This is a genomic window from Pantoea sp. SS70, assembly GCF_029866845.1.
GTDB lineage: Bacteria > Pseudomonadota > Gammaproteobacteria > Enterobacterales > Enterobacteriaceae > Pantoea > Pantoea leporis.
Genome location: NZ_CP117201.1, coordinates 70152 through 90295 on the forward strand (window position 1 = coordinate 70152; position 20144 = coordinate 90295).

At 49.8% G+C, this 20144-nt stretch carries 9 protein-coding genes and 2 pseudogenes; 7 read left to right on the forward strand and 4 right to left on the reverse strand.

Annotated elements, in window-relative coordinates:
- The first annotated feature begins 125 nt into the window (after window positions 1–125).
- From PO881_RS23480 to PO881_RS23495, 4 genes are all read left to right on the forward strand, one after another.
- Window positions 126–3413, forward strand: a complete 3288-nt coding sequence (locus PO881_RS23480) for a type VI secretion protein IcmF/TssM N-terminal domain-containing protein (RefSeq protein ID WP_280173472.1) — start codon at window positions 126–128, stop codon at window positions 3411–3413.
- 9 nt (window positions 3414–3422) lie between these two features.
- Complete coding sequence (gene tssH, locus PO881_RS23485) at window positions 3423–5969, forward strand: type VI secretion system ATPase TssH (protein WP_280173473.1); 2547 nt, start codon at window positions 3423–3425, stop codon at window positions 5967–5969.
- Window positions 5966–7261, forward strand: coding sequence for a VasL domain-containing protein (locus PO881_RS23490; RefSeq protein WP_280173474.1), 1296 nt, complete (start codon window positions 5966–5968; stop codon window positions 7259–7261). Before tssH ends, PO881_RS23490 begins: the two co-directional genes overlap by 4 nt.
- Window positions 7262–7581: 320 nt before the next feature.
- Complete coding sequence (locus PO881_RS23495) at window positions 7582–8091, forward strand: putative adhesin (RefSeq protein WP_280173475.1); 510 nt, start codon at window positions 7582–7584, stop codon at window positions 8089–8091.
- A gap of 925 nt (window positions 8092–9016) precedes the next feature.
- On the opposite strand, the gene PO881_RS23500 is transcribed toward PO881_RS23495, so the two are convergent.
- Together PO881_RS23500 and PO881_RS23505 are read right to left on the reverse strand one after the other, a co-directional pair.
- Entirely contained in the window at window positions 9017–9274 is a 258-nt protein-coding gene (locus PO881_RS23500; RefSeq protein ID WP_280173476.1) for a hypothetical protein, read from the reverse strand.
- Between the two features lie 554 nt (window positions 9275–9828).
- Complete coding sequence (locus PO881_RS23505; protein ID WP_280173477.1) at window positions 9829–10464, reverse strand: hypothetical protein; 636 nt, start codon at window positions 10462–10464, stop codon at window positions 9829–9831.
- Window positions 10465–11004: 540 nt separating this feature from the next.
- On the opposite strand from PO881_RS23505, the pseudogene PO881_RS23510 reads away from it, so the two are divergent.
- A pseudogene (locus tag PO881_RS23510) lies at window positions 11005–11118 on the forward strand (transposase); the annotation flags it as partial.
- A 491-nt stretch (window positions 11119–11609) separates the two neighbouring features.
- On the opposite strand, the pseudogene PO881_RS23515 reads toward PO881_RS23510, so the two are convergent.
- A pseudogene (locus PO881_RS23515) lies at window positions 11610–13142 on the reverse strand (IS3 family transposase).
- A 152-nt stretch (window positions 13143–13294) separates the two neighbouring features.
- Here PO881_RS23515 and PO881_RS23520 point away from each other — a divergent pair.
- Both PO881_RS23520 and PO881_RS23525 read left to right on the forward strand, forming a co-directional pair.
- Entirely contained in the window at window positions 13295–13636 is a 342-nt protein-coding gene (locus PO881_RS23520; RefSeq protein ID WP_280173478.1) for a recombinase family protein, read from the forward strand.
- A gap of 782 nt (window positions 13637–14418) precedes the next feature.
- Entirely contained in the window at window positions 14419–16080 is a 1662-nt protein-coding gene (locus PO881_RS23525; RefSeq protein WP_280173479.1) for a methyl-accepting chemotaxis protein, read from the forward strand.
- A 1763-nt stretch (window positions 16081–17843) separates the two neighbouring features.
- Here the strand turns inward: PO881_RS23525 and PO881_RS23530 are convergent.
- Complete coding sequence (locus PO881_RS23530) at window positions 17844–19970, reverse strand: EAL domain-containing protein (RefSeq protein ID WP_280173485.1); 2127 nt, start codon at window positions 19968–19970, stop codon at window positions 17844–17846.
- Window positions 19971–20144 lie beyond the last annotated feature (174 nt).

Consider the following 20144-nt stretch of genomic DNA (forward strand, 5'->3'; position numbering starts at 1 on the left):
TAGCAGGGTGGGCGCTACTGCTTTGCATATTGCTTTCAGTCTCTGTTGTCATAACAATATGGTTCGACGAAAGCCTGTGGCTGGCTATATTTTTATGGCTGTCGCTGATTGTTATTCTATTCTTCATGCGTCTGGTTTGGACCGGTATCGCCGCATTGTGGCAAAAACGTTATCTGAGCCGCATTTGGTCGCCATTAAAAAATACGCGTGCTGAGCAGGTTATCTATGAGCACTGGCGCCGTGGCGCTGAAATGATTAAACGTCTCGGCAAAAAGCGTGAGGCGATGTCGTGGTTTATTTTAACCGGGGAGCGTTGTGGTAAAACCACTTTATTGGCGAGCGCAAAATTACCGTTGATGTCGCATAAAATGGACATCGAAGCGGGTGTTCCTACGCGCACGCTGCGCTGGTGGTTTTTCAAAAACGTCAGCTTTATGGATACCGCCAGCGATTTCCTGGTGGAAAAGCCGGGCGTACAGGCCGCATGGAAAAAACTGGCACAGTGGTGTGGTCGCCTTAACGCGCCAACTGGCGTAGTGGTGTGCATCTCTTGCCATGATCTGCTGGAAAATAACCCGTTAGCGTTGCATCAGCAGGCGCGTAGAGTGCGTGGCTTGCTGGAACCGATGGCGAAGACATATCGCCGTAAATTGCCTGTTAGTATTGTGCTCACTGAGTGCGATCGACTGGCTGGCTTTACGCTATGGGCTAACCAGTTGTCTGCAGAGCAGCGCCAGCAGGCGTTGGGTCATGCATGGCAAACGGCGCCGGTGGTGGATCGTCAGGACCCACAGCTGCTTGATCCGTTATTCGAGGTGTTAAGCAACGGGCTCGCATTGAGCCGTATGAGCATGTTGAATGGTGCGCTACCGGATGCACAGGCCGGTGAGATACTGGCGCTGAACAACAACATCGCTGCGTTGCAAAAGTCGCTGCATCAATATGTTACTGAATTATGTGAAACCGATGCCTGGTTTGCCGGTACTCAGCTCACGGGTATTTGGCTAACGGCCAGCGTCGAGTCATCACAACAACACACCGAGCGCGACGGCATGTTTGTACAACAGCTGTTAACGCATGCTCTGCCAGTGAGCTGCCAGCGCCAACCGCTGGAAGCACTAAATCCCCGTCAGCGCTGGTGTCAGCAGTGTCGGAATCCAGCCCTGACCGCTTTGGTTACCGCTTTGCTGTTAGGCAGCGCCTGGCAAACCCGCACCTTAATGGTGCCTGCTGATGGCGGCGATATCGCCTCGCTCGTCCAGCGCCTGGAGCACAATGAAAAATGGAAAACCCAGCCGATACGTTATCTGCCTTTTTATCTCATTCTGCAGAATCGCCATGAAGAACTTGAGCGCGCGTTAGTTAATAGTAATCAGCATCATGTCAATGATATCAATCAGCAAATTAGTCTTTGGCGACATGAATTCTATCGAGTTGCTGCGCCACAAAAGCGCTTGATGATTTTGCAATTAGCCCAAACCATTAAGACCCGTCAAGCGATGCTGGATGGCGAGTCACTACAGGCACTGATCCACTATCCGGAACCGCCCGCTCAGCTGAGCTTGCTACCCGCTGACGCGCAGCATGGTGACATGGAAAAACGAGCGCTGACCCAAGCCATTCTGCGTTTTGGCAAGATTGATTCAGGCATTAAGCTGATGCAAAGCACCTTGCTTGAGTGGGTGAGCAGTGACGAGCAGTTTAACTGGCTGGTGGCGGATAACAGCGATATCCGAGGATTGCCGTTAACTCAGTTCTGGCGCGAGGCGAACAGCAACGCACAACTATCCGGCATTTGGCTGCGCGAAGGCGAGTCAGTGCTAAATCAACATGTCATGTTGATCCAGCAAGCCAGCGGAAAAAACGAAACGCTACCCGCTATCACTGCATTCTGGCAGCAATGGCCGCAGCTGAAACAGCAAGCCTGGATGGCGTTTATGATGGAGATGGCGCGCGAAAATGCACTACTTCCCGGTCAGAAAGCCAACACTACGCAGCTGTTAGCGCTGCTGAAGGGCGAAGATCCTAACAGCCTGTTTATGCGCCGTGCCATAGCCGAGCTGGCTGATATTAACCATGCACAAACCCAACCCTGGCTGGCGGAGTTGCGTCGCGTGCAGTCGCTTGAAGCAGTAACAGGTCCATTCCCTTTGCTGCGAACTGCTGCTAAAAAAGAGCGCGATCTGCGCGGCAGCCTGCGACATCAGCTGTTTGCCAGCGAATGGTCTGGCAAAGTGACTCAAACGGATCGCGCGAGCTGGCAGCAATGGCGTGATTCCATGGCTCAGGCAGTTAATCAGGCAGTAATGGATAAAGGTGTATCGCCGGCCTTGACTGAAGGATTGCTGGCTAAAGATAAAACCAGCCAGGCGACGCCGCTTTCATCGCTGCATTTAAGCTGGGCGCAGTTGCGTAAGCAGTTTGAGTTATCCGGCAATATTCCCGGTCACGGCGCGGTTTGGTCACTGTTAGAAAGCCAGATTAATATGCTGACGGCGCATGCGATGGCCAGCTCAGCGTGCTGGCTGGAAGATAACTGGCACACCAAGGTGTTACAGCCTTTGGCTAACCAGGCGGCGAATCGCGATACACAAAACCAGCAGGATAGAGCCTGGCGCTACATTTCTGACTTTTTCAAAAACAGCGCAGTGCACGTGCTGCACTCAACTCCTGCGGGTTTGCAGCCTCTGAGTTATCAAGGGCACAGCATGCCGCTTAGCCCCGAATTCCTCGAGGTCGTCAACCACGTGGTGGCGCCAGAGGATCTGCTGTTGCTGCCGCAACGTGATATCACCCGCATTCATGATGACATCAGCCGCGTAGAAGCCTCTATCACGCAACAGGAAGCGCAGCGCTCCAGGCTGGAAAAACAGATCACTCGCCTTGAAGTCGCCAGTTTGCCCGCTACGGTGCCCGGTGGGGCGCGCTTGATGCCGATTGGCACGCGTCTCGATCTACATTGCGCGCGCCAATCTCCGTATTTGGAAAGCAGCAATCTACTGGAAAAAGCGCTGTTCAGCGCATCACCAGGTCAGTGTAACGCCGTCACGTTAACCGTGAGCTTCCCCGGCGCGGAACTGAAATATCGTTACGAAGATGACAGCGCATGGAGTGATTTCATCAGTGATTTCACCGAAGGCGAACGTCTGTTCAGTCTCGATGAGTTTTCGTCCGACCATATTCAGGCGTTGCGTGATGTCGCCGTCGATAAGGTGTTGGTGCGTTTCCAGTTAAGCGGTGCGGAAAAGGTATTAGCCAGCTGGCATCAATGGCAAAACCTCACCGATGAAATTGCCCTGTTGCAGGAAGAGCGTGATGGCTTGCAGTCCGAGCAGTTTGCCTTGCAGCAGCCTGCGTACTTTCAGGGAAAGTTAACCTCTCTGCCTACCTCTGTCGCCATGTGTGTAAATTAAGGAATAATAATGAGCAGCTATCTTAAAAACATTGTCCAGTTGCTGGCACCTGACGCCCGTAAATCGCTGGATAACGCCATCGCTTTTGCAGTGGCCCGTACCCATCACGAAGTGGATGTAGAACATCTGCTATTGGCTTTAGTCTCCGACAACCCTGAGCTGGTACAGAATTTGTGCCTCGAAGCAGGCCTGCAAGGCGACCAACTGTTAGCCGCGTTACAGCAAACACTTGATCTGTTCCGCAGTGGCAATACTCGCGGGCCGGTGCTGTCGGCGTCGCTGATTAGCTTTATTGAAACCGCGTGGATCCATGCCAGCGTCGAGTGGCAAAACGCTGCCATCACCCGTGAAGCGTTGTTGGCAACCGTCATCAGCGATCAGCAAGGTCGTAAGCAACTCACCAAGGATGCGGTTCAACACGCGTTGGAGTGTGATGCTGAAACGGCTGAAAACTGCCTGAAAAATGCCGCCATTATTAAACTCAGCATCGACAAATCGCCGCGCACCACCCGTAACGATGAAAACGGAGCCTTAGCCAAGTTCACTCATAACCTGACCGAACTGGCGCGTAACGGCAAGCTCGATCCGGTACTGGGTCGCGAAGGCGAGATTCGTCAGATGATTGACGTGCTTCTGCGTCGTCGCCAAAACAATCCGGTGCTGACCGGTGAAGCGGGCGTGGGTAAAACCGCACTGGCGGAAGGTCTGGCGCAACGCATTGTGAACGGCAGCGTTCCGGAGGTACTGAAAAATATAGAGATTTTCACGCTTGATATGGGCTTGTTGCAGGCCGGTGCCAGCGTGAAAGGGGAATTTGAAAATCGCCTGCAAAGTTTATTGAAAGCCATCAAAACCTACCCACAACCGATCATTTTGTTCATCGATGAGGCGCATACGCTAATTGGTGCCGGCGGTACGGCTGGACAGAATGATGCGGCTAACCTGCTGAAGCCAGCGTTAGCACGAGGTGAGTTGCGGGTGATCGCCGCAACTACCTGGTCAGAATACAAAATGTATTTCGAAAAGGATGCTGCGCTTGCCCGCCGCTTCCAGGTGGTGAAAGTCGCTGAGCCTGATGCTGAAACCGCCACGGCAATGCTACGTGCCATGGCACCAATGATGGCGAAACACCATAACGTCACCATTCAGGAAAGTGCTTTGAATGCCGCCGTACAACTCTCCTCGCGCTATATCGCAGGTCGGCAGTTGCCGGATAAATCAGTGTCATTGCTGGATACCTCCTGCGCGCGTGTTGCCGTCTCGCTTTGTCATCCGCCGAGAGAGATTGAGGATTTGCGTGCACTACTGGGCAACGTTCGTAGTGAGCGTGACTGTCTGTTAAAAGAGGGTGGACATGGAACGCGTTTAGCGTGGTTGACCCAGCGTGAGGCGGGATTAGTTGCCAGCCTAAATGAACTGGAACCTTGCTGGCAGCAGCAACAAAATCTGGTTGAGCAAATTCGTCAGTGTGAAGACCTGACTGAGCGCATGACATTACGCAATGAACTCAACGCGCTGCATCAACAGCATGCGATGGTTTTTGATAGCGTCGACGATGTGTGTGTGGCCGATGTGGTTGCCGGTTGGACCGGTATTCCCCTAGGTCGTATGCTGGAAAAGACCGCTCAGCGCGCAAGCGACATAATCAATCGTTTACAGCAGCGTGTCACCGGTCAAGCGGACGCCATATCTGAGATTGCTCAGCAGGTGCAAATCGCTCAGGCCGGCATTAACGATCCGGAAAAACCAACCGGCGTCTTTATGCTGGCAGGACCTTCAGGTGTGGGTAAAACCGAAACGGCATTGGCGCTGGCAGAACTGAAATATGGCGGCGAGCGTGGGCTAATCACCATCAATATGTCTGAGTATCAGGAAGCGCACTCGGTATCGGGACTCAAAGGATCGCCGCCGGGCTACGTCGGTTACGGCAATGGTGGCGTATTGACCGAAGCGGTACGCCGTAATCCGTATAGCGTGGTGTTGCTGGATGAAGTAGAAAAAGCACATCCCGATGTAATGGAACTCTTCTATCAGGTATTTGACAAAGGCTGGATGGAAGATGCTGAAGGCCAGCATATCAACTTCCGTAACACGCTGATTATTCTGACCAGTAACCTTGCATCAGACAAGCTTGTAGCTGCTGCAGCACAGGCCGATATCACCATTGATGAGTTATGTAAGGTGATTCGTCCGGACTTTGATGACTTTTTCCGTCCGGCACTGATGGGGCGTATTCAGTTGATTCCGTATTTGCCGTTGAGCCAGGAAAGTCTGGAGCAAATCGTCGGCTTAAAGCTGGACAAACTGGCTAAGCGTATTTCCGCCACCCGTACTGATAATGCACTGAAATACCAGTCAAAAGTGGTCTCTCTAATCGTAAGGCATTGTCAGGTGGCGCAAAGTGGCGCGCGTGATATTGATGCGGTTATCAATCGTTTGGTGATGCCGATACTTGCCGATGCGCTGTTAGGTGAAGTCACAAGCCAGACCTTAATGCTCACCGTGCGTAAAGGTGAAATTGCCCTGTCGATGAAACAAGCACGGGAGGCCGGATGAGTACGTCGCCATCTTCACTGAGCGAAGTGAAATTTAATCCAGTTGTTCCCAAACACAGCAAAGCTTTTTTATTGCTCAGTAGTGAGATGGCGAAGCTGACACGTTCACCCCATACAACAATGAATTGGGCGGAACTGGATCGTTTGTGCCAGCGCGTGTTTCTGCAGCAGGGCTACGATCTAACCACCGGTGCATGGTTTTGCCTGATTCAGCTGCGCTTAGCGGGCTGGTCCGGGGCAGCAAAATCGCTGGAGTTGTTTGCTTCTGCACTAAGCTTTGGCGAGCGCCATGGACAAGACGTGGGGGATATTGAGTTGCCGCGCAGCATGCTGACATGGTTTATCGCCAATGCCCTGACGCCAATGTATACCCAAAGTCAATCCACAGAAGATGGGCAATCGATGTCTCGCGCGGAGTCGGCGCTGGATATCATCAGCCGTAAAGCGAAAAAGCTAAACGTGCGTGATGCCGATACGCTGAGTAATCTTTGCTATTTCCTCCAAGTGCGCGCTCGCACTTCGCACAACATCGTACTGAATGTTGATCATGAACAACAGATGCAGCTGGTGTGTAAAGCATCGCCAGCCATCGATTCTGCATCAACACCGCCACAGGAAGAAACCGCGCCTGCACCGATATTGGTTAAGGACGAGAAAATATGGCGCTGGCTGGCGATCGGAGCTTTTGCAGCAACAGTTGTGCTAAGCTTCGCTGCAAGTATTGTGTGGTTATATGCACGTTTGAATGAGGAACCCGCTGCCATATCGGCACTGAATGCATTGCATAAAGCTGAAACAAATTTTGAGCGCGCTATGCTGCAAACTGAGAAGCTGACAGAACATCAGATTGCGGAAATAGATATTCAGTTGCAAGCGCTGATGGATCAACCTGTCAGCCAGCTTTTATTGAAGGTCATTAAATTAGCTGCACATATTGAAACAACACATCCTAATAATCTGGCAACCGCAAATTGGCGCTCTGGTTTGCTAAAAAATCAGGTTATCTCTAATCATGCTGGTGGATGGCTGGAGATTCAACAGCGGTTGAGTACCCTAGAGCAGCGCTTACTGGAATCAGAAAAAAAGCAACGAAATCACATCACTATTTCTGAATTAAAAACGGAAGTGTATGAGATGAAGCAAGCGATGCAAAAAATGGAAACTCCAGTAAGCGTTTTATTGTGGATGCGTAAAAAAAAGAGTGAAAAAGGAGAAAGTGTAAAAGCACTAGATGTACTGATTGAGCAAAAAATTAACAACTTGGCAAAGGAATTCACTCAGACTGCAAGCTGAGTGAAAAAGCTAAGCACTTTTAGTTAGTTAAAAATAACAACTTCAGTAAATTGACGATTTTTTACATAGAGCATGTTTGAATGGTATAGGTCTACAAATGAATAAATCACAAACGCACAAATAAAAGGAGAAAGCGCGTGCGGTAACATCAAGCATATATAATGCATCACTAAGTAAACTGAAATGCAATATTATAGCATAAAAACACAAAACTTAACGAACGGTTAATTTCAACATCGAAAGTAACAAACCAACAAAATAAACATATTCTTGCCATAAAAACACTCTTTACTCTAAAGATGAGTGAAAAAGGAACAACGATGATCTTTACAGAAAAAAACAAAGAATGCACAATCATTAGACGAGGGACTGAAAATCGAAAGATATATATTGTTGGGCATTCGTCTAACACAAGTTTAGAAAGAGCACTGAGATCAAGCCCTGAACCATTGAATTTATGTACATTCTTCGACACCCCCTTAGCCTTATATTATTATTGCCATGAAGGAAATGTTATTGAATTGAATGCTGGCTATGTGGTATGCGGATTAGAAGCACTACCAAATTTAATTGAAATTATCCCTGTTGGGCGAAGAGTTAGGGATCAATTCATATACCCACCAAGTTTTTCCTTATCCGGAGGCGGAAGAGCAAGCGCAGAGTTAAGTTTGTCAATGCTTAAGGATGCTGTTGATTATAATGAAAGGATCAATTTCGATGTAATTATGGTGGAAAAAATGGATGGTATCAGGTTAAGTGATATTTTTTTGGAGTTAGCCAAGCTTAGAAGATATGACCAGGTTCATGCATTATTTTGTCGAAGTCTGTAAAAAGTCAAAAAAATTGCTGGGGTATGAAATTTATTCCAGCAATCTTTAAATATTTCTATTAAACTAACAACCAAGTAGAAGTTATGTAAAATCTGCTATTAAGTAAGAGCATCAGGATGCAAAATTATTTCCGCATGGAATTATTCATGTTTAAATGGAAAAGCTGAGCCGGTACTCATAATTCCATTGCGTAGCTTGTCGAACTGGCGCTGCGGCTTGATAAGCTTGCTACATTATATTTACCAGCAAGCAGACGTTAAAGTCTATATTACAGGTGATAGAGAAAACAGTAACTTAGTGCCAATTATTGAAACAATTATTTTAAAATAGTGTAAATATTCATAATTCATCGAGGGCAATGGAATTCTTTGAGTTTATTGAAAATTGATAAAAGGAGGTAATTATATAAAATAGCGCCAGTGACCAGTATTAAGTGGTGTAACCCTTAGTATTTCACCAGTTTCAACAAGACTAATATCATTAGGAGTAATTCCCGACAAATATAGATGTACTTCGCTGAGATAATTTGCCCCATTAACATAATCAGAAAAATCAATCTTGTTGTCCAATTCATGGAGATTAACGTTTAAAAAATCTGACTGTTTTTTTTGTAACGAAGAAAATTATCCTTTAACGACACCCCCTTAATAAAAGGACCATTTATTTCATAAACATAAGAAAGAGGCATCAACATTCTATATCTTAGAGCTCCGATCAATTTTTCAGAGGCGATAAGACTAGGATGGTGCTCAGGTATCATGTTCTTTACAGCAGTAAAGTCGCTGGATGAACCGAACCCAAGTGATAAAACAATCTCTGGGGGTCTACTGTCCACTCGAAACAATGATGTTTTAACATAGTCTTCTACGAGCAGTCTATATTCATTTAACATAATTCACCATTTAAAATTATATTTAAGCGTTACTTAATGGAGTGTGGAAATTAAATTTAGCCCTCGATCTTTAGCGATGCGTTTCGCCATGTGCTCGACGTAGCTAGGGATGATTAATTTAGCATGCTGATTTAATTTGATAAAATTACTTTTACCAATAAGCATGGCATTAATTTTCTCATTGAGATGATCAGTATTAGGTATTTTAAGTGATAATGAAAAAATATCATAATTATAAATACTAATTGTTAATGTATTTCCTTTAACATCTACCGATTTGATGTCATTCATAAAAAATCCCATCGCACAGACACTTGGTGGATTAATCAAATCAAATATAGATGTATATGGATGAGTTATAAATAATAGGGTTCCCTTCTCAAGATCCAAGGAAAGGAATCTCACCCCGGACCAATTTACATTCCTGTTGTTATTCAATGAGCAGTTAAAATCGGCCCTCTTAAAAAAGAATAAATGAACTTAATGTTGGCTTTTCTTTTTATTATTATATTGAGAATAAAAAACAGGGCATTGAATAAAGGCAGAAAAAATATAAAAAAATATTTATATGTTTATCTTGAGATCCTTAAAGTTTTTCATTAACAAAAATCATGCAGATTAATGACAACCCAATAGATAAAAATCAATATAAGACAAAATCTTAATAATGCAAGAATAAAACTAACTTTACTACTATTTACAGGTGCATTCATAGAACTTTAATCATAACAATTTACACAATTCATTAAAAACTATGTGAGTAGTTTTGAAGACCAGTAACTTAGGGTTTAAAACATAATTAGTTTAACTCTTAACCACAACCTCTTAAAAATCAAATTACGAGACTATCTCCACGGCGTATGAATATTCACATTATCAACCATTAGGCGGGCTCCAGTGGCACGCGGGTCTACGTTTCCTCGACAATGCACAGCATAAATAATAGAGTAGCATCTTTCTTTCATAAATTCATAAAGCGTCGAAAAATCAGTATCTTTCATTACCACATAAATATCTTTTCCTGAAAAGTTTGCGATACATTGGTAATAAACATCGAGATCTTGAAGAGTTCCCGCTGCATTTACTCCTCGTTTAAATTGAGGGCTAACTTGATCCCAAAGAAATCTATTTGAGTTTGTCTCGCCAACGATAGCAATTTTTGCTTTCTTCCAAAGTGGAACCATTTCATCTCGATAGTATAGCGATTTTAGATGATAATTTGTTACGTGTACTCCACAAGGGCTGGCTAAGTTTTTGTTATGCATGAAATTTGGCCTCAATGAATACTCAAAACCACCTGCGCCAACAGCCTCAAGATGCTGCATGCCCGGCTCCGCCAGATATTGAATGCTTGTTTGTTTATCCAGTGCAACATGTATATTGTTTACCGGCACGGAACCATGTGCATGAATAGCGGCTTGATTTGCACTTCCACCCAATTCTGGTGAGTATTTTCTGAATATATCGATTCCTTTATTCACTCGCCCCCTGGTCCCTCCAAACAAAGGAACCGAAAGTTCATAATTCATTTTCGTACTATAGCTCATCATTTACCAATCAATATTTTACAAAACTTACCATTGAAAAGACAAAGTGATTATTTCCCCTTTATAGGAAGATTAAAACCAAGGTGATGTTAACCCATAACTATTCTTAGCTTGTATTTGTTTATTAATTTTTTAACATAACATATCATTTATTATGATTATAAAGGATGGAATTGAAACTAGGGAATGGTTTTTTTGATCTATTTTTGTCATTTCCTAAGTATCAGCTTCAGAGAATTATTACATAGAGAACATTGGTGCATTATCTTTGCTGCGATGCAAATAATTATGATGTGCATAATCCTTGCATATGCAATGGAATTTTGCAGCAGCGCCCACGAGAAAGCAGCATAATCGGCTGAAGAAGAAGGAGTTTGCAGAAGTGATATGAAGTTACAAACATTGACCTGCTCCCCGTTGATTAGTACACACCAATGTTAGTAATGTCTTCATAAGCCACATGAGGACATCCCCATGAAGAAGCGTTTTTCCGACGAACAGATCATCAGTATTCTCCGCGAGGCTGAAGCCGGGGTTTCTGCCCGGGAACTCTGCCGTAAGCATGCTATTTCTGACGCTACTTTCTACATAGCCTTTGAAACATTCCATGGACCCCATATAGAATTCAGAAGAGCGTAAAAAATAGACTCAAGCCTCAGTGATTTTGATTGTAAGGGGAATATGTATGTGTCATCTATTGTCACGCGTTTCAACCGTCTGTGGCAGAAACAGACTGGGAAATAGCGGAAACTACGACTAAATATGAAAGAAATGGATTTAACTCGGAACTAATTTTGTCCCATGATCTAATGCTTGATCAGAGCAGTACATCTATACGGAATGACACTCATTGGAACGAGGATCTAAATTCCTCAAGGTAGAAGCTGCTATTTCAATGGTGATCAATGGAACGAAGGCAGTTTCTTAGACTAAGATAATGGGCATTCAGTCGGCGTTCCACCTTTGAGTTATTATGCGTAACTCGTTTTTATTTAACATAATAAGTATTAAACGCATTTTTATTATAGAGGCAAAGCTAACCTGGCCGTTGTGGAGATGCGGATATTTTGTTGGACTGATTATGTTGAGATCCTCAGATGCTGCCGGTACTTCACCGGGCTCATTGCACCTAATGATATTTTTATACGCTCCTCGTTATACCAGCGTATGTACCTGTCCAGGAAGCACATAAAATTTTCCAGCGTTGCGCCCGCCCAGTTTCTACCGTAGTACATTTCATTTTTAACCCGCCCGAAGAAGCCTTCGCACGCTGCGTTATCCGATGAGCAACCTTTGCGCGACATGGACCTTATAAGTCCCGACGCGTTGATACGATCAAGCCAGCCCGGCCATCGATAATGACTGCCTCTGTCGCTGTGTATTACCGGCTTTTCATTTTCTCTGAGCGTATCGATCGCATCATCCAGCATGGTATTCACCAGCTTAGCGTCCGGTCGCGTTCCGATAGTCCAGCTCACCACTTTGCCATCAAAACAGTCAATGACTGGTGACAGATAGACTTTGCCTGCTGGGATCTGGAACTCGGTTATATCGGTCAGCCACTTTTCATTTGGCCTGCAGGATCGAAAATTTCTGGCGAGAAGATTTTCAGGTGCCCGCCTGATTTCTCCGCAATAAGCGTTGTAGCGACGCCTTCCGGCTCGTTTAACAACAAGCTGCTCTTCAGCCATCAACCTGCGGACGACCTTCTCAGAGATATGCATGTTATTTTTACGCAGCATCGCGTGCAGACGCCGGTAGCCGTAGCAACGGTAATTCCCGTCAAAGAGTTTTGCCATCGTCACGCGTATTTCAGCGTACTTATCGTGCCGGCGCAGCTTTGCTTTGTGATAGAAATAGCAACTGCGCGCAAGTCGCAGTGCATTAAGCAGCTCAGCTAAAGGATATATTTCCTTAAGGGCATCAACGACCTGGGTTTTGTCCCTGTTCTTCAGGGTCTGGAAGCTGATGCCCATGTCTTTTTTTATCAGTTCATTCGCTTTAGTCAGAATGTCACGCTCAAGCTGCAGCTGATGAACTTGCTGTTTGAGCCGTGCGACCTCTTCTGGCAGTGCATCCTGGTTTTAATCCTGAGAACCTGATTTACGTTTACGCATGGATTGATAAGCCTCATCGTCGATTAAGTCTTTCTTCCACTTGTACAGAACCGGAACGCTGAAGCCTATATTTTGTGCAACTTTAAGAGCCGTCCCGCGCCGGTTGCAGAGTGCGCGAACAGCCTGTGTTCTTTCGTCCGGACTGAAGCATTTGTTGGTATTCGAGCGAATAATCAGCGGACGTCGTCCCGGATAAATCTCTATGACCCAGCGTTTAAGCACTTCGCTGCTGGGATATCCGATGGCGCGGCAAGTGAAAGCAAGACATCCACCATGCGTAAGATAATGCTCAACAGCGGCGACTTTCTGCGCATAAGAGTAACGTTCCCTTGGCTTTAATTCTCTCGGTAAATCACCCTTCTCTTCATAAATACTAACCCAGCGGCCAAGCTGTTTTATGGACGGGTAACCTAATTCCCTGACTACTACAGACGCTTTTCTGCCATATAGATAATAGAGTTCAACAGCGCGAATCCGGTCCTCATAAGAATGCATAAATCATCTCCTGAAGGTCCAGGAAAACATCCGCACTCCCTGTATAACTGAGGTAACGTTTCTGCTGTACCGGATCCGGTTACGTTATGCGTATGGTGGCGTACCATGCCCCGTAAACTTCACCCGCCTCAACGTTCTGCGCGGAGATCGTTATGAAAAGGGCGATTGCCTACCTGCGTTTTTCTTCGCTGCCTCAGCTTCTGGGCGACTCCGTCCGCAGGCAGAAAAAGCTGATTGATGACTGGCTTAAGCAGCACACTGATTACTGGCTCGATCCGGTGACGTTTGAGGACCTCGGGCTCAGCGCCTATAGAGGTGAGCATGCCGCCCGGGGCGCATTCTCAGCGTTCATGGAGGCTGTGCAGCGAAACCTGGTGGAAAGCGGCAGCGTGCTGCTTGTTGAAAGCCTGGACAGGCTGTCACGGGAGAAAATCGGTGATGCAACCGAGCGGCTGCGCGTAAGGCCGGACTCGACACTCAAGCTAATAAATTGATTTTTAACAAAAAACAAATTAAAAAAAACACTCATGCCCCTTTATGTGTCCCCTAAAGTTTTTACCCAACTTTTCATAAAGTTCCTCTTACTGAATTTTTGTATTGCCCGTTATAAAGTAAAAATCTAGTGAATAGAGCAGATTCGTTCTGTACGTAGATGTCCACGTAATCATTTTCGATATAAAAAAGATTTTACTAATTATCCTTCACTTTGTTCACCGCTTAACTTTTATCAATTTTAACATAAGATTATATGGTGAATGCTTGGTGCAGGGTGAACATAATCGTTCATTTCAGATGAAGTCTGGACTTAAAACCGTGCTTTCGCCGTTAATGCTTCCGGGAGGAAGCCATAAGCACATCACATTCTGTCGCAGTATCAATTATGTGTACCCTGGTGAGGCACACAGTATTTATCGTCTTTCTGCGAAAAAACTTCACTCAACTAGCGTGTTAATTTTCATACCTGCCGCTGAAAGTTGTGATTACCTGCCTGGCGTCATCAGCTAAATGCAGACACCAACAAGACGTAAATCAATTCACAGGGGGGCGAAAATGGTTACGTTCTGAACTTTTGATTCATTTACACCTGCAGCCGCAATTTGTAAACATCCGGAATAGTCAGAGTCAGGCAATGACATTGCCATGACAGGCTTTATTTCGCTGGATCCGCTTTATCTGAAATAACGTTTCCTGTTTTTCTGCCGATAAATATTCTGAAAGTTTTTAATGTTTTCTGATTTCATAAAATATCAGTCACTTACGATGGCAGGAAAAACAGATGACGATTACACAGCGATTGTTGCTTACCTTTTCACTTCTCTCTGCCGCGCTGGTCGCGATGGTCATCGTGGCCGTCATGGTTGCCGGCGGATTTCAGTCCCGCTTTCAGTATGTGCAGGAAAATACCGTTGCCTCACTGCTGGACCTGGGCAAGCTGGTAGACGGCAGTAACTCCCTTATTATCTGGCTCTACCGTCACCAGAGTGCAACAGACCCTCGGCGGCAGGCTGATGTCGAAAAGAAAATTGATGAAGCTATCAGTAATATCAAATCACTTAACCAGTATTACCTGAATAACGACATATCGAACGAGGAGGACCGGCAGCTGACAGAGAGAGCGTTCACCACCCTCCAACAGATTGAATCCTCGCTTCCGGCTTTTCTTGCCGGCTCACGCGCGCAGAATGACGCCGTTGCGCTTGGGGCGCTTCAGAGCAATGACGGCATTGGCGAAGCCGCCCGCCAGCTGATTGCGGGCTACCAGAAACAGCTCAAATTGAACGTGGATATCGGTAGCTCCCTGCGTAAAGAAAATGATCGGACCTATCATATGACAGTCTGGAGCCTGGTGGGTGGCTCAGCGCTGGCCGTTTCCATTCTGGCCTTCTTCGCACTGAAAACTGTTTTCGCTATCCGCGGGCAGCTCAACGGCATGCGGCAGACCATGGAAACCGCCAGCCAGCGGCTTGACCTGACCCTCAGGGTGGACGAGTCGCGCCGGGATGAAATCGGCCTGACCGCAAAAGCGTATAATCATCTCATTAAAAACGTCTCAGCCTCGCTGTCGAAAGTGGAGGCCTCTGCACAGTCGGTTAGCTCTGCTTCTGCACAGATAGCAGCCGGTAATGAGGACCTCTCTTCGCGAACCGAGGAGCAGGCTGCTTCGCTGGAGCAGACGGCGGCAAGCATGTCAGAGCTGAGCGAGACCGTACGCCAGACAGCAGAAAACACTCAGCTTGCCAGTAAGTTGGCGAAGAATGCCCGGGATATTTCTGAAGACAGCGCCAGCCGGGTGCGCACGCTGCTGGACACCATGGGTGACATCAGGGGGAGCTCTGCAAAAATTACCGATATTATCGGGCTCATTGAAGGGATTGCGTTTCAGACCAACATTCTGGCCCTGAATGCCGCCGTCGAGGCCGCGCGTGCCGGGGAACAAGGCCGCGGCTTCGCGGTGGTGGCGGGAGAGGTCCGTAACCTCGCGCAGCGTTCATCCTCCTCCGCCCGCGAAATCAAGGGGCTGATTGAGTCATCCATGGGCTTTGTCCAGGCAGGAGCGACGCAGGCTGAGGGCGTAGGGGAAAATATGACCCGCATGAACGATGCCGTGCGGCAGGTCACCGACCTTGTCGATGAGATATCCGTTGCCGCCAGTGAGCAGTCTCAGGGTATCGGGCAGGTCCATATTGCCGTAAACCAGATGGATGACGTGACGCAGCAGAACGCCGCGCTGGTTGAGGAGGCTTCGGCCGCGTCACGCTCGCTGATGGAGCAGGCGGCGGCGCTGAACCAGCTGGTCAGTGCCTTCACGCTGGTTCCCGACTTGGGACAGGCAGATACTGTGCGCGCTCAGGCAACCCGGCCAATAAGGGCGGTTGCTGCATTACGTCCCATCCCTGCCGTTGCGGCAGCGGGGGATGATAACTGGAAGAGTTTCTGAGGCAGAAGCTACATTTTTTAGGCTGAAGCACGTGGCAGGGGCCCTTCCTCAACCCTGCAGCATTTTTACGTTAAAATCGTGATACCTGCCGGCCAGAATAAACACATCGTTGCTGCGCATATGTCTGGCCTGCGCGTGCCAATATCTTTAATGTGCCTCATAAAGGCACATATAACCGATACTGCGACTGATTGTGCTGATGGCTTCCTTCCGGAAGCCATTTTTTTCAAACTGACCAAATAGAAAATGTCAGGCATGAACCTGTCGTAGTATTCACGACAGACTGATGCGGTTTTATGCCTGCATATACAGTTAAAGGAAGACGTTGTGGTGCGCGGTGCGGTCAGGGGCGCTCAACAGAAAGGGAAAATCAGGATCAATGGCAGGCCTGAGGAAAAATAGGAGCAGGGCAGTGCCTGAATAAAATCAATGAGATAGACGGACTTACTCGTGTCGTGGAGTGCGTCCATCGGATTAGCCACCTTATTCGTATCGGCCTGTTGGCGTAAAACTTTAAAGCCCGATCTACCGGAAGCATTTACTGCTTTTCATGCCGCTCAACGTCCTGTTCTGCCTCTTCGGGCTCGGACATCAGCGCCGCAAGGTCAACCATTCCGGCTGCCGGATTAGGCTCGCACGCCGGTAGCGCAACCTGAGCGCACAAAGACGTTTCAGCGCTTCGCGATAAGGCGTGGCAGCATTTTTCATCCGGATGCCTCCTGTCAACTCAACCTTTTAGGTTTTATCACTCCCGACCTGACTCTGTCACACAAGCTTAAAGCAGGTGACGGCGGCGGAATAAATAACCCTGCACGGTGTCACAGAACAACGCGAGGCAACAGCGACTACAGCCGGAAAATGATGTGGCGGGACACACGGCAAAAAATTAACCCGGGATGTTCAGACCCGGGATCAAGGCTGGATTTCACATAACCGGTCTGACGCCGGCTGTGTAAAAGGCGTACCAGAATCCTAAAAGTGCTTACTGATAATGCGCAAGGTAGCCATCAGTAAGACAGGGGAGCATAGTACGAATATATTACGTCATCAGGACAGTGATGCCAGGAAGTGTCTGATTCACTGATTTTTTAAACTAACTGCACCACCACCGTTTCAGCCGGTAAAGATTATCCTGAATTATGGCCCGCTTAGCGCATTGCTGTGCGCGCCCCGCTCACATCAGGATACCCTGAATACCATCAAGAGCCGTTTTATGTCAGCCGCCACAGGGTCAGGGCCCTTTACAGAATGTTTCCTGACGGTCCGCCGCTTACCCGCAAACATTCTGCCTGACGCGCCGGTCCGCCTCCTTGTGTCTGTCCGGGGGGCACTTTCCCTTCCAGTGGCCCCGGAGCCTGGTGCGTTCGCTGACGCTGGCCTCGCACGTGCTGTCAACTCTGCAGCGTGGCGATCTTCCGGGCATCGGCAGCGCCTGCTGCGCAAGGGGCTCGGCGCTGCGGGACACATGGATGGTCCGCCGCTCACTGTAGCCGGTCTGCGGCTGCACCACCGGTGGGACTGCAACCTGACGGCCGAAGCCCGGATGCAGCCCTGAAGGTCTCGCTCAGCCAGGCACCCGCCACCAATCACGAGCTGGCAAACTACAAGCGACTGGCGCTCAGCAGGAACCGCGGAGTCCGTTGTTCTGAAAGTAGCGCTTTGCGCAGGGCCGGGCGTGGCCTGCTGCTTCCGGGCTCGCTGCCCTTTCTGCTGCCCGACAGGCTGGCGCACTGACTTCTGTGCCGGTAAGCGCCCCCGCTTCGTCATCTGTCCGTGAGCGTTATGCTGTCGTCTTCCGCGCTGAGTAGCGCCTCAAACGCCGCCGCCGTCAGAGGCCTGCAGAGCCCGTTCCCCTGCATGATGTCGCACTGGGTGGCTGTCACGAACGCCCGCTGCCCCGCGTCCTCTACCCCCTCTGCCGCCACGCTGAGCCCGAGGCTCTTCCCCAGCGCCGAGATGGCCCGGAACATCATGCGTACGCGCATGCTGGTACCGAGCTTAAGCGTTAGCGACTTGTCAATCTTGAAGCCGCTGACGAAGCCGTGCTGCAGCAGGCTGATAGCGCCCAGCGTGCGCCCGTAGTGATCGATGACGAACGCGGCCCCCGTGCCGCGGATGGCCGCAAACTGCGCCGGTGCATCCTGTTCGATCCCCGTCAGCAGCGGTTCGTCTACCTCCAGGTCCACAAAGGCGGCGTCGCCATCTGTAGACTCGCGCAGCACGCTTTCAAGGCCGTCCCCGGCCAGCTGTCGCGGAAACAGGTTAATGCTGACCCGAAGCTCCGGGCAGCGGATCTGCCACTGGCGGACCTGCGCCAGCGCGGTGCGGATGATCCAGTCGCCGAGCGTAACGGATAGCGGGCTTTTCACCAGCATCCCGATGAATTCCTCGGGCAGCAGCAGGCCGCGTGCAGGATGCTGCCAGCGCACCAGCGCTTCGCAGCCGATGAGGTGCCCGTTGACGGCGTCATAGCGGGGCTGATAGTGCAGAATGAACTGCTGCTGGCGCACCGCGGTTTCCAGCTCGCGCTCAAAGCGCCGGCGGCGCTGCTCCGCTACCAGGAATTCAGGCCGGAACAGGACGCTGCAGCCCTTGCCCGAGGCCTTGGCCCGGTAGAGGGCCAGATCCGCCGCCGACATCACCGCCGACGCGTCCTCACCGTGTTCGGGATAAGCGGCAATGCCTGTGCTGGCGCCGACCACAACGGATGAGCCGTGGTAGCTGAAAGGCGTCTGCACGGCAGCAACCAGGCGCTCCGCCGTCAGGCCGGGATCGGTACTTCCACCCGACAGCAGGATAATAAACTCATCCCCGCCGAGCCGGGCGGCGGTGACCGCGTCTGCGCACACCCGCCTGATCTGCTCCGCCACGTGACACAGCAGTGCGTCACCGGCGGCGTGCCCGAGCGTATCATTCACCTCTTTGAAGCCGTCCAGGTCGGTCATCAGCAGGGTGTAGGGCACGCCAGCGTCGGTCAGCTGCACTAGCTGCTGCATAAAGGCACCCCGGCTCGCCAGCCGGGTCAGCATGTCCAGCGAGGCGAGTTCGCAGAGGCGGGCCTCGCTCTCATGCCGGGCGGTGACGTCGCGGACAATCATCCCCACCAGTCGTTCGCCACCCTCCCGCCAGCCGGAAAATGATACTTCTGCCGGAAACTCGCGGCCGTCGCGCCTGAGTCCCCATATCTGCAGCGTGCGCGGCTGCGAAATCGCCGCCTCGTCGGCCGTCAGGCGATCCAGCTCGTTGCGGTAGTCGGTCTGGCAGCGATCGGGAATAAGCCCGGCCACGTACTGGCCAGCCATCTCCTGCGCACCGTAACCGAACATCGCGGTGGCGGCCGGGTTCCAGAAGGTGATGCCGCGGCGTAGGTCGGTGCAGATAATGGCGTCAGGGGAGGTGGCCGAGATAGACTCCAGCCGCTGCTGGCTGGCGTGGCGCAGCAGTTCGAGCCGGTGGACCTCCATACGGTCCATCACCAGCGCGGCGATGTCGGTCAGGTGCTGCCGGTCAGCGTTAGTCAGCGGCGGGCGCGGCTGCGTGTCGGTCAGGCACACGGTACCGATATGGTGCCCGTCCGGGGTGGCCAGCGGGATCCCCGCGTAGAAGCGGATGTGCGGGTAACCGTGCACCAGCGGGCTGTCGCGAAAGCGCGGATCGTCCAGTGTATCCGGCACGCAGAGGATCTCCCCCTGCGCCAGCGTGTGGTCGCAGAAGGCGACGCTGCGCGCGGTGCCGGTGATGTTCAGCCCGTAGCGGGACGCAAATAGCTGCCGCTGGTCGTCAATCAGCGAGACGAAGGCGGTGGGCACGCGAAAAAGGCGCGCAGCGAGCGTGGTGAGCCGGTCAAGCGCGTTGTCCGGCAGCGCATCCGCCTGCTGGTAGGATGCCAGCGCCGCGAGGCGCGCGGCCTCGTGGTCTGATGTCGGGTGTTTCAGGGTCTGTCCCCCAATGTCGAATGGGCTGTGGCCGGCATGACACAGCAAAAAGGGGACACGTTCAGTCAGGCGGGGCCGCAGAAATGCCTGCTGCCCCGCCGCCGGAAGAAAGGCCCGTCAGCTGACCCC

Coding starts and splice junctions, on each gene's coding strand:
- PO881_RS23490 (WP_280173474.1), top strand. CDS start 5,966: ATGAGTACGTCGCCATCTTCACTGAGCGAAGTGAAATTTAATCCAGTT.
- tssH (WP_280173473.1), top strand. CDS start 3,423: ATGAGCAGCTATCTTAAAAACATTGTCCAGTTGCTGGCACCTGACGCC.
- PO881_RS23495 (WP_280173475.1), top strand. CDS start 7,582: ATGATCTTTACAGAAAAAAACAAAGAATGCACAATCATTAGACGAGGG.
- PO881_RS23520 (WP_280173478.1), top strand. CDS start 13,295: ATGAAAAGGGCGATTGCCTACCTGCGTTTTTCTTCGCTGCCTCAGCTT.
- PO881_RS23525 (WP_280173479.1), top strand. CDS start 14,419: ATGACGATTACACAGCGATTGTTGCTTACCTTTTCACTTCTCTCTGCC.
- PO881_RS23480 (WP_280173472.1), top strand. CDS start 126: ATGCGTCTGGTTTGGACCGGTATCGCCGCATTGTGGCAAAAACGTTAT.
- PO881_RS23500 (WP_280173476.1), bottom strand. CDS start 9,274: ATGAATGACATCAAATCGGTAGATGTTAAAGGAAATACATTAACAATT.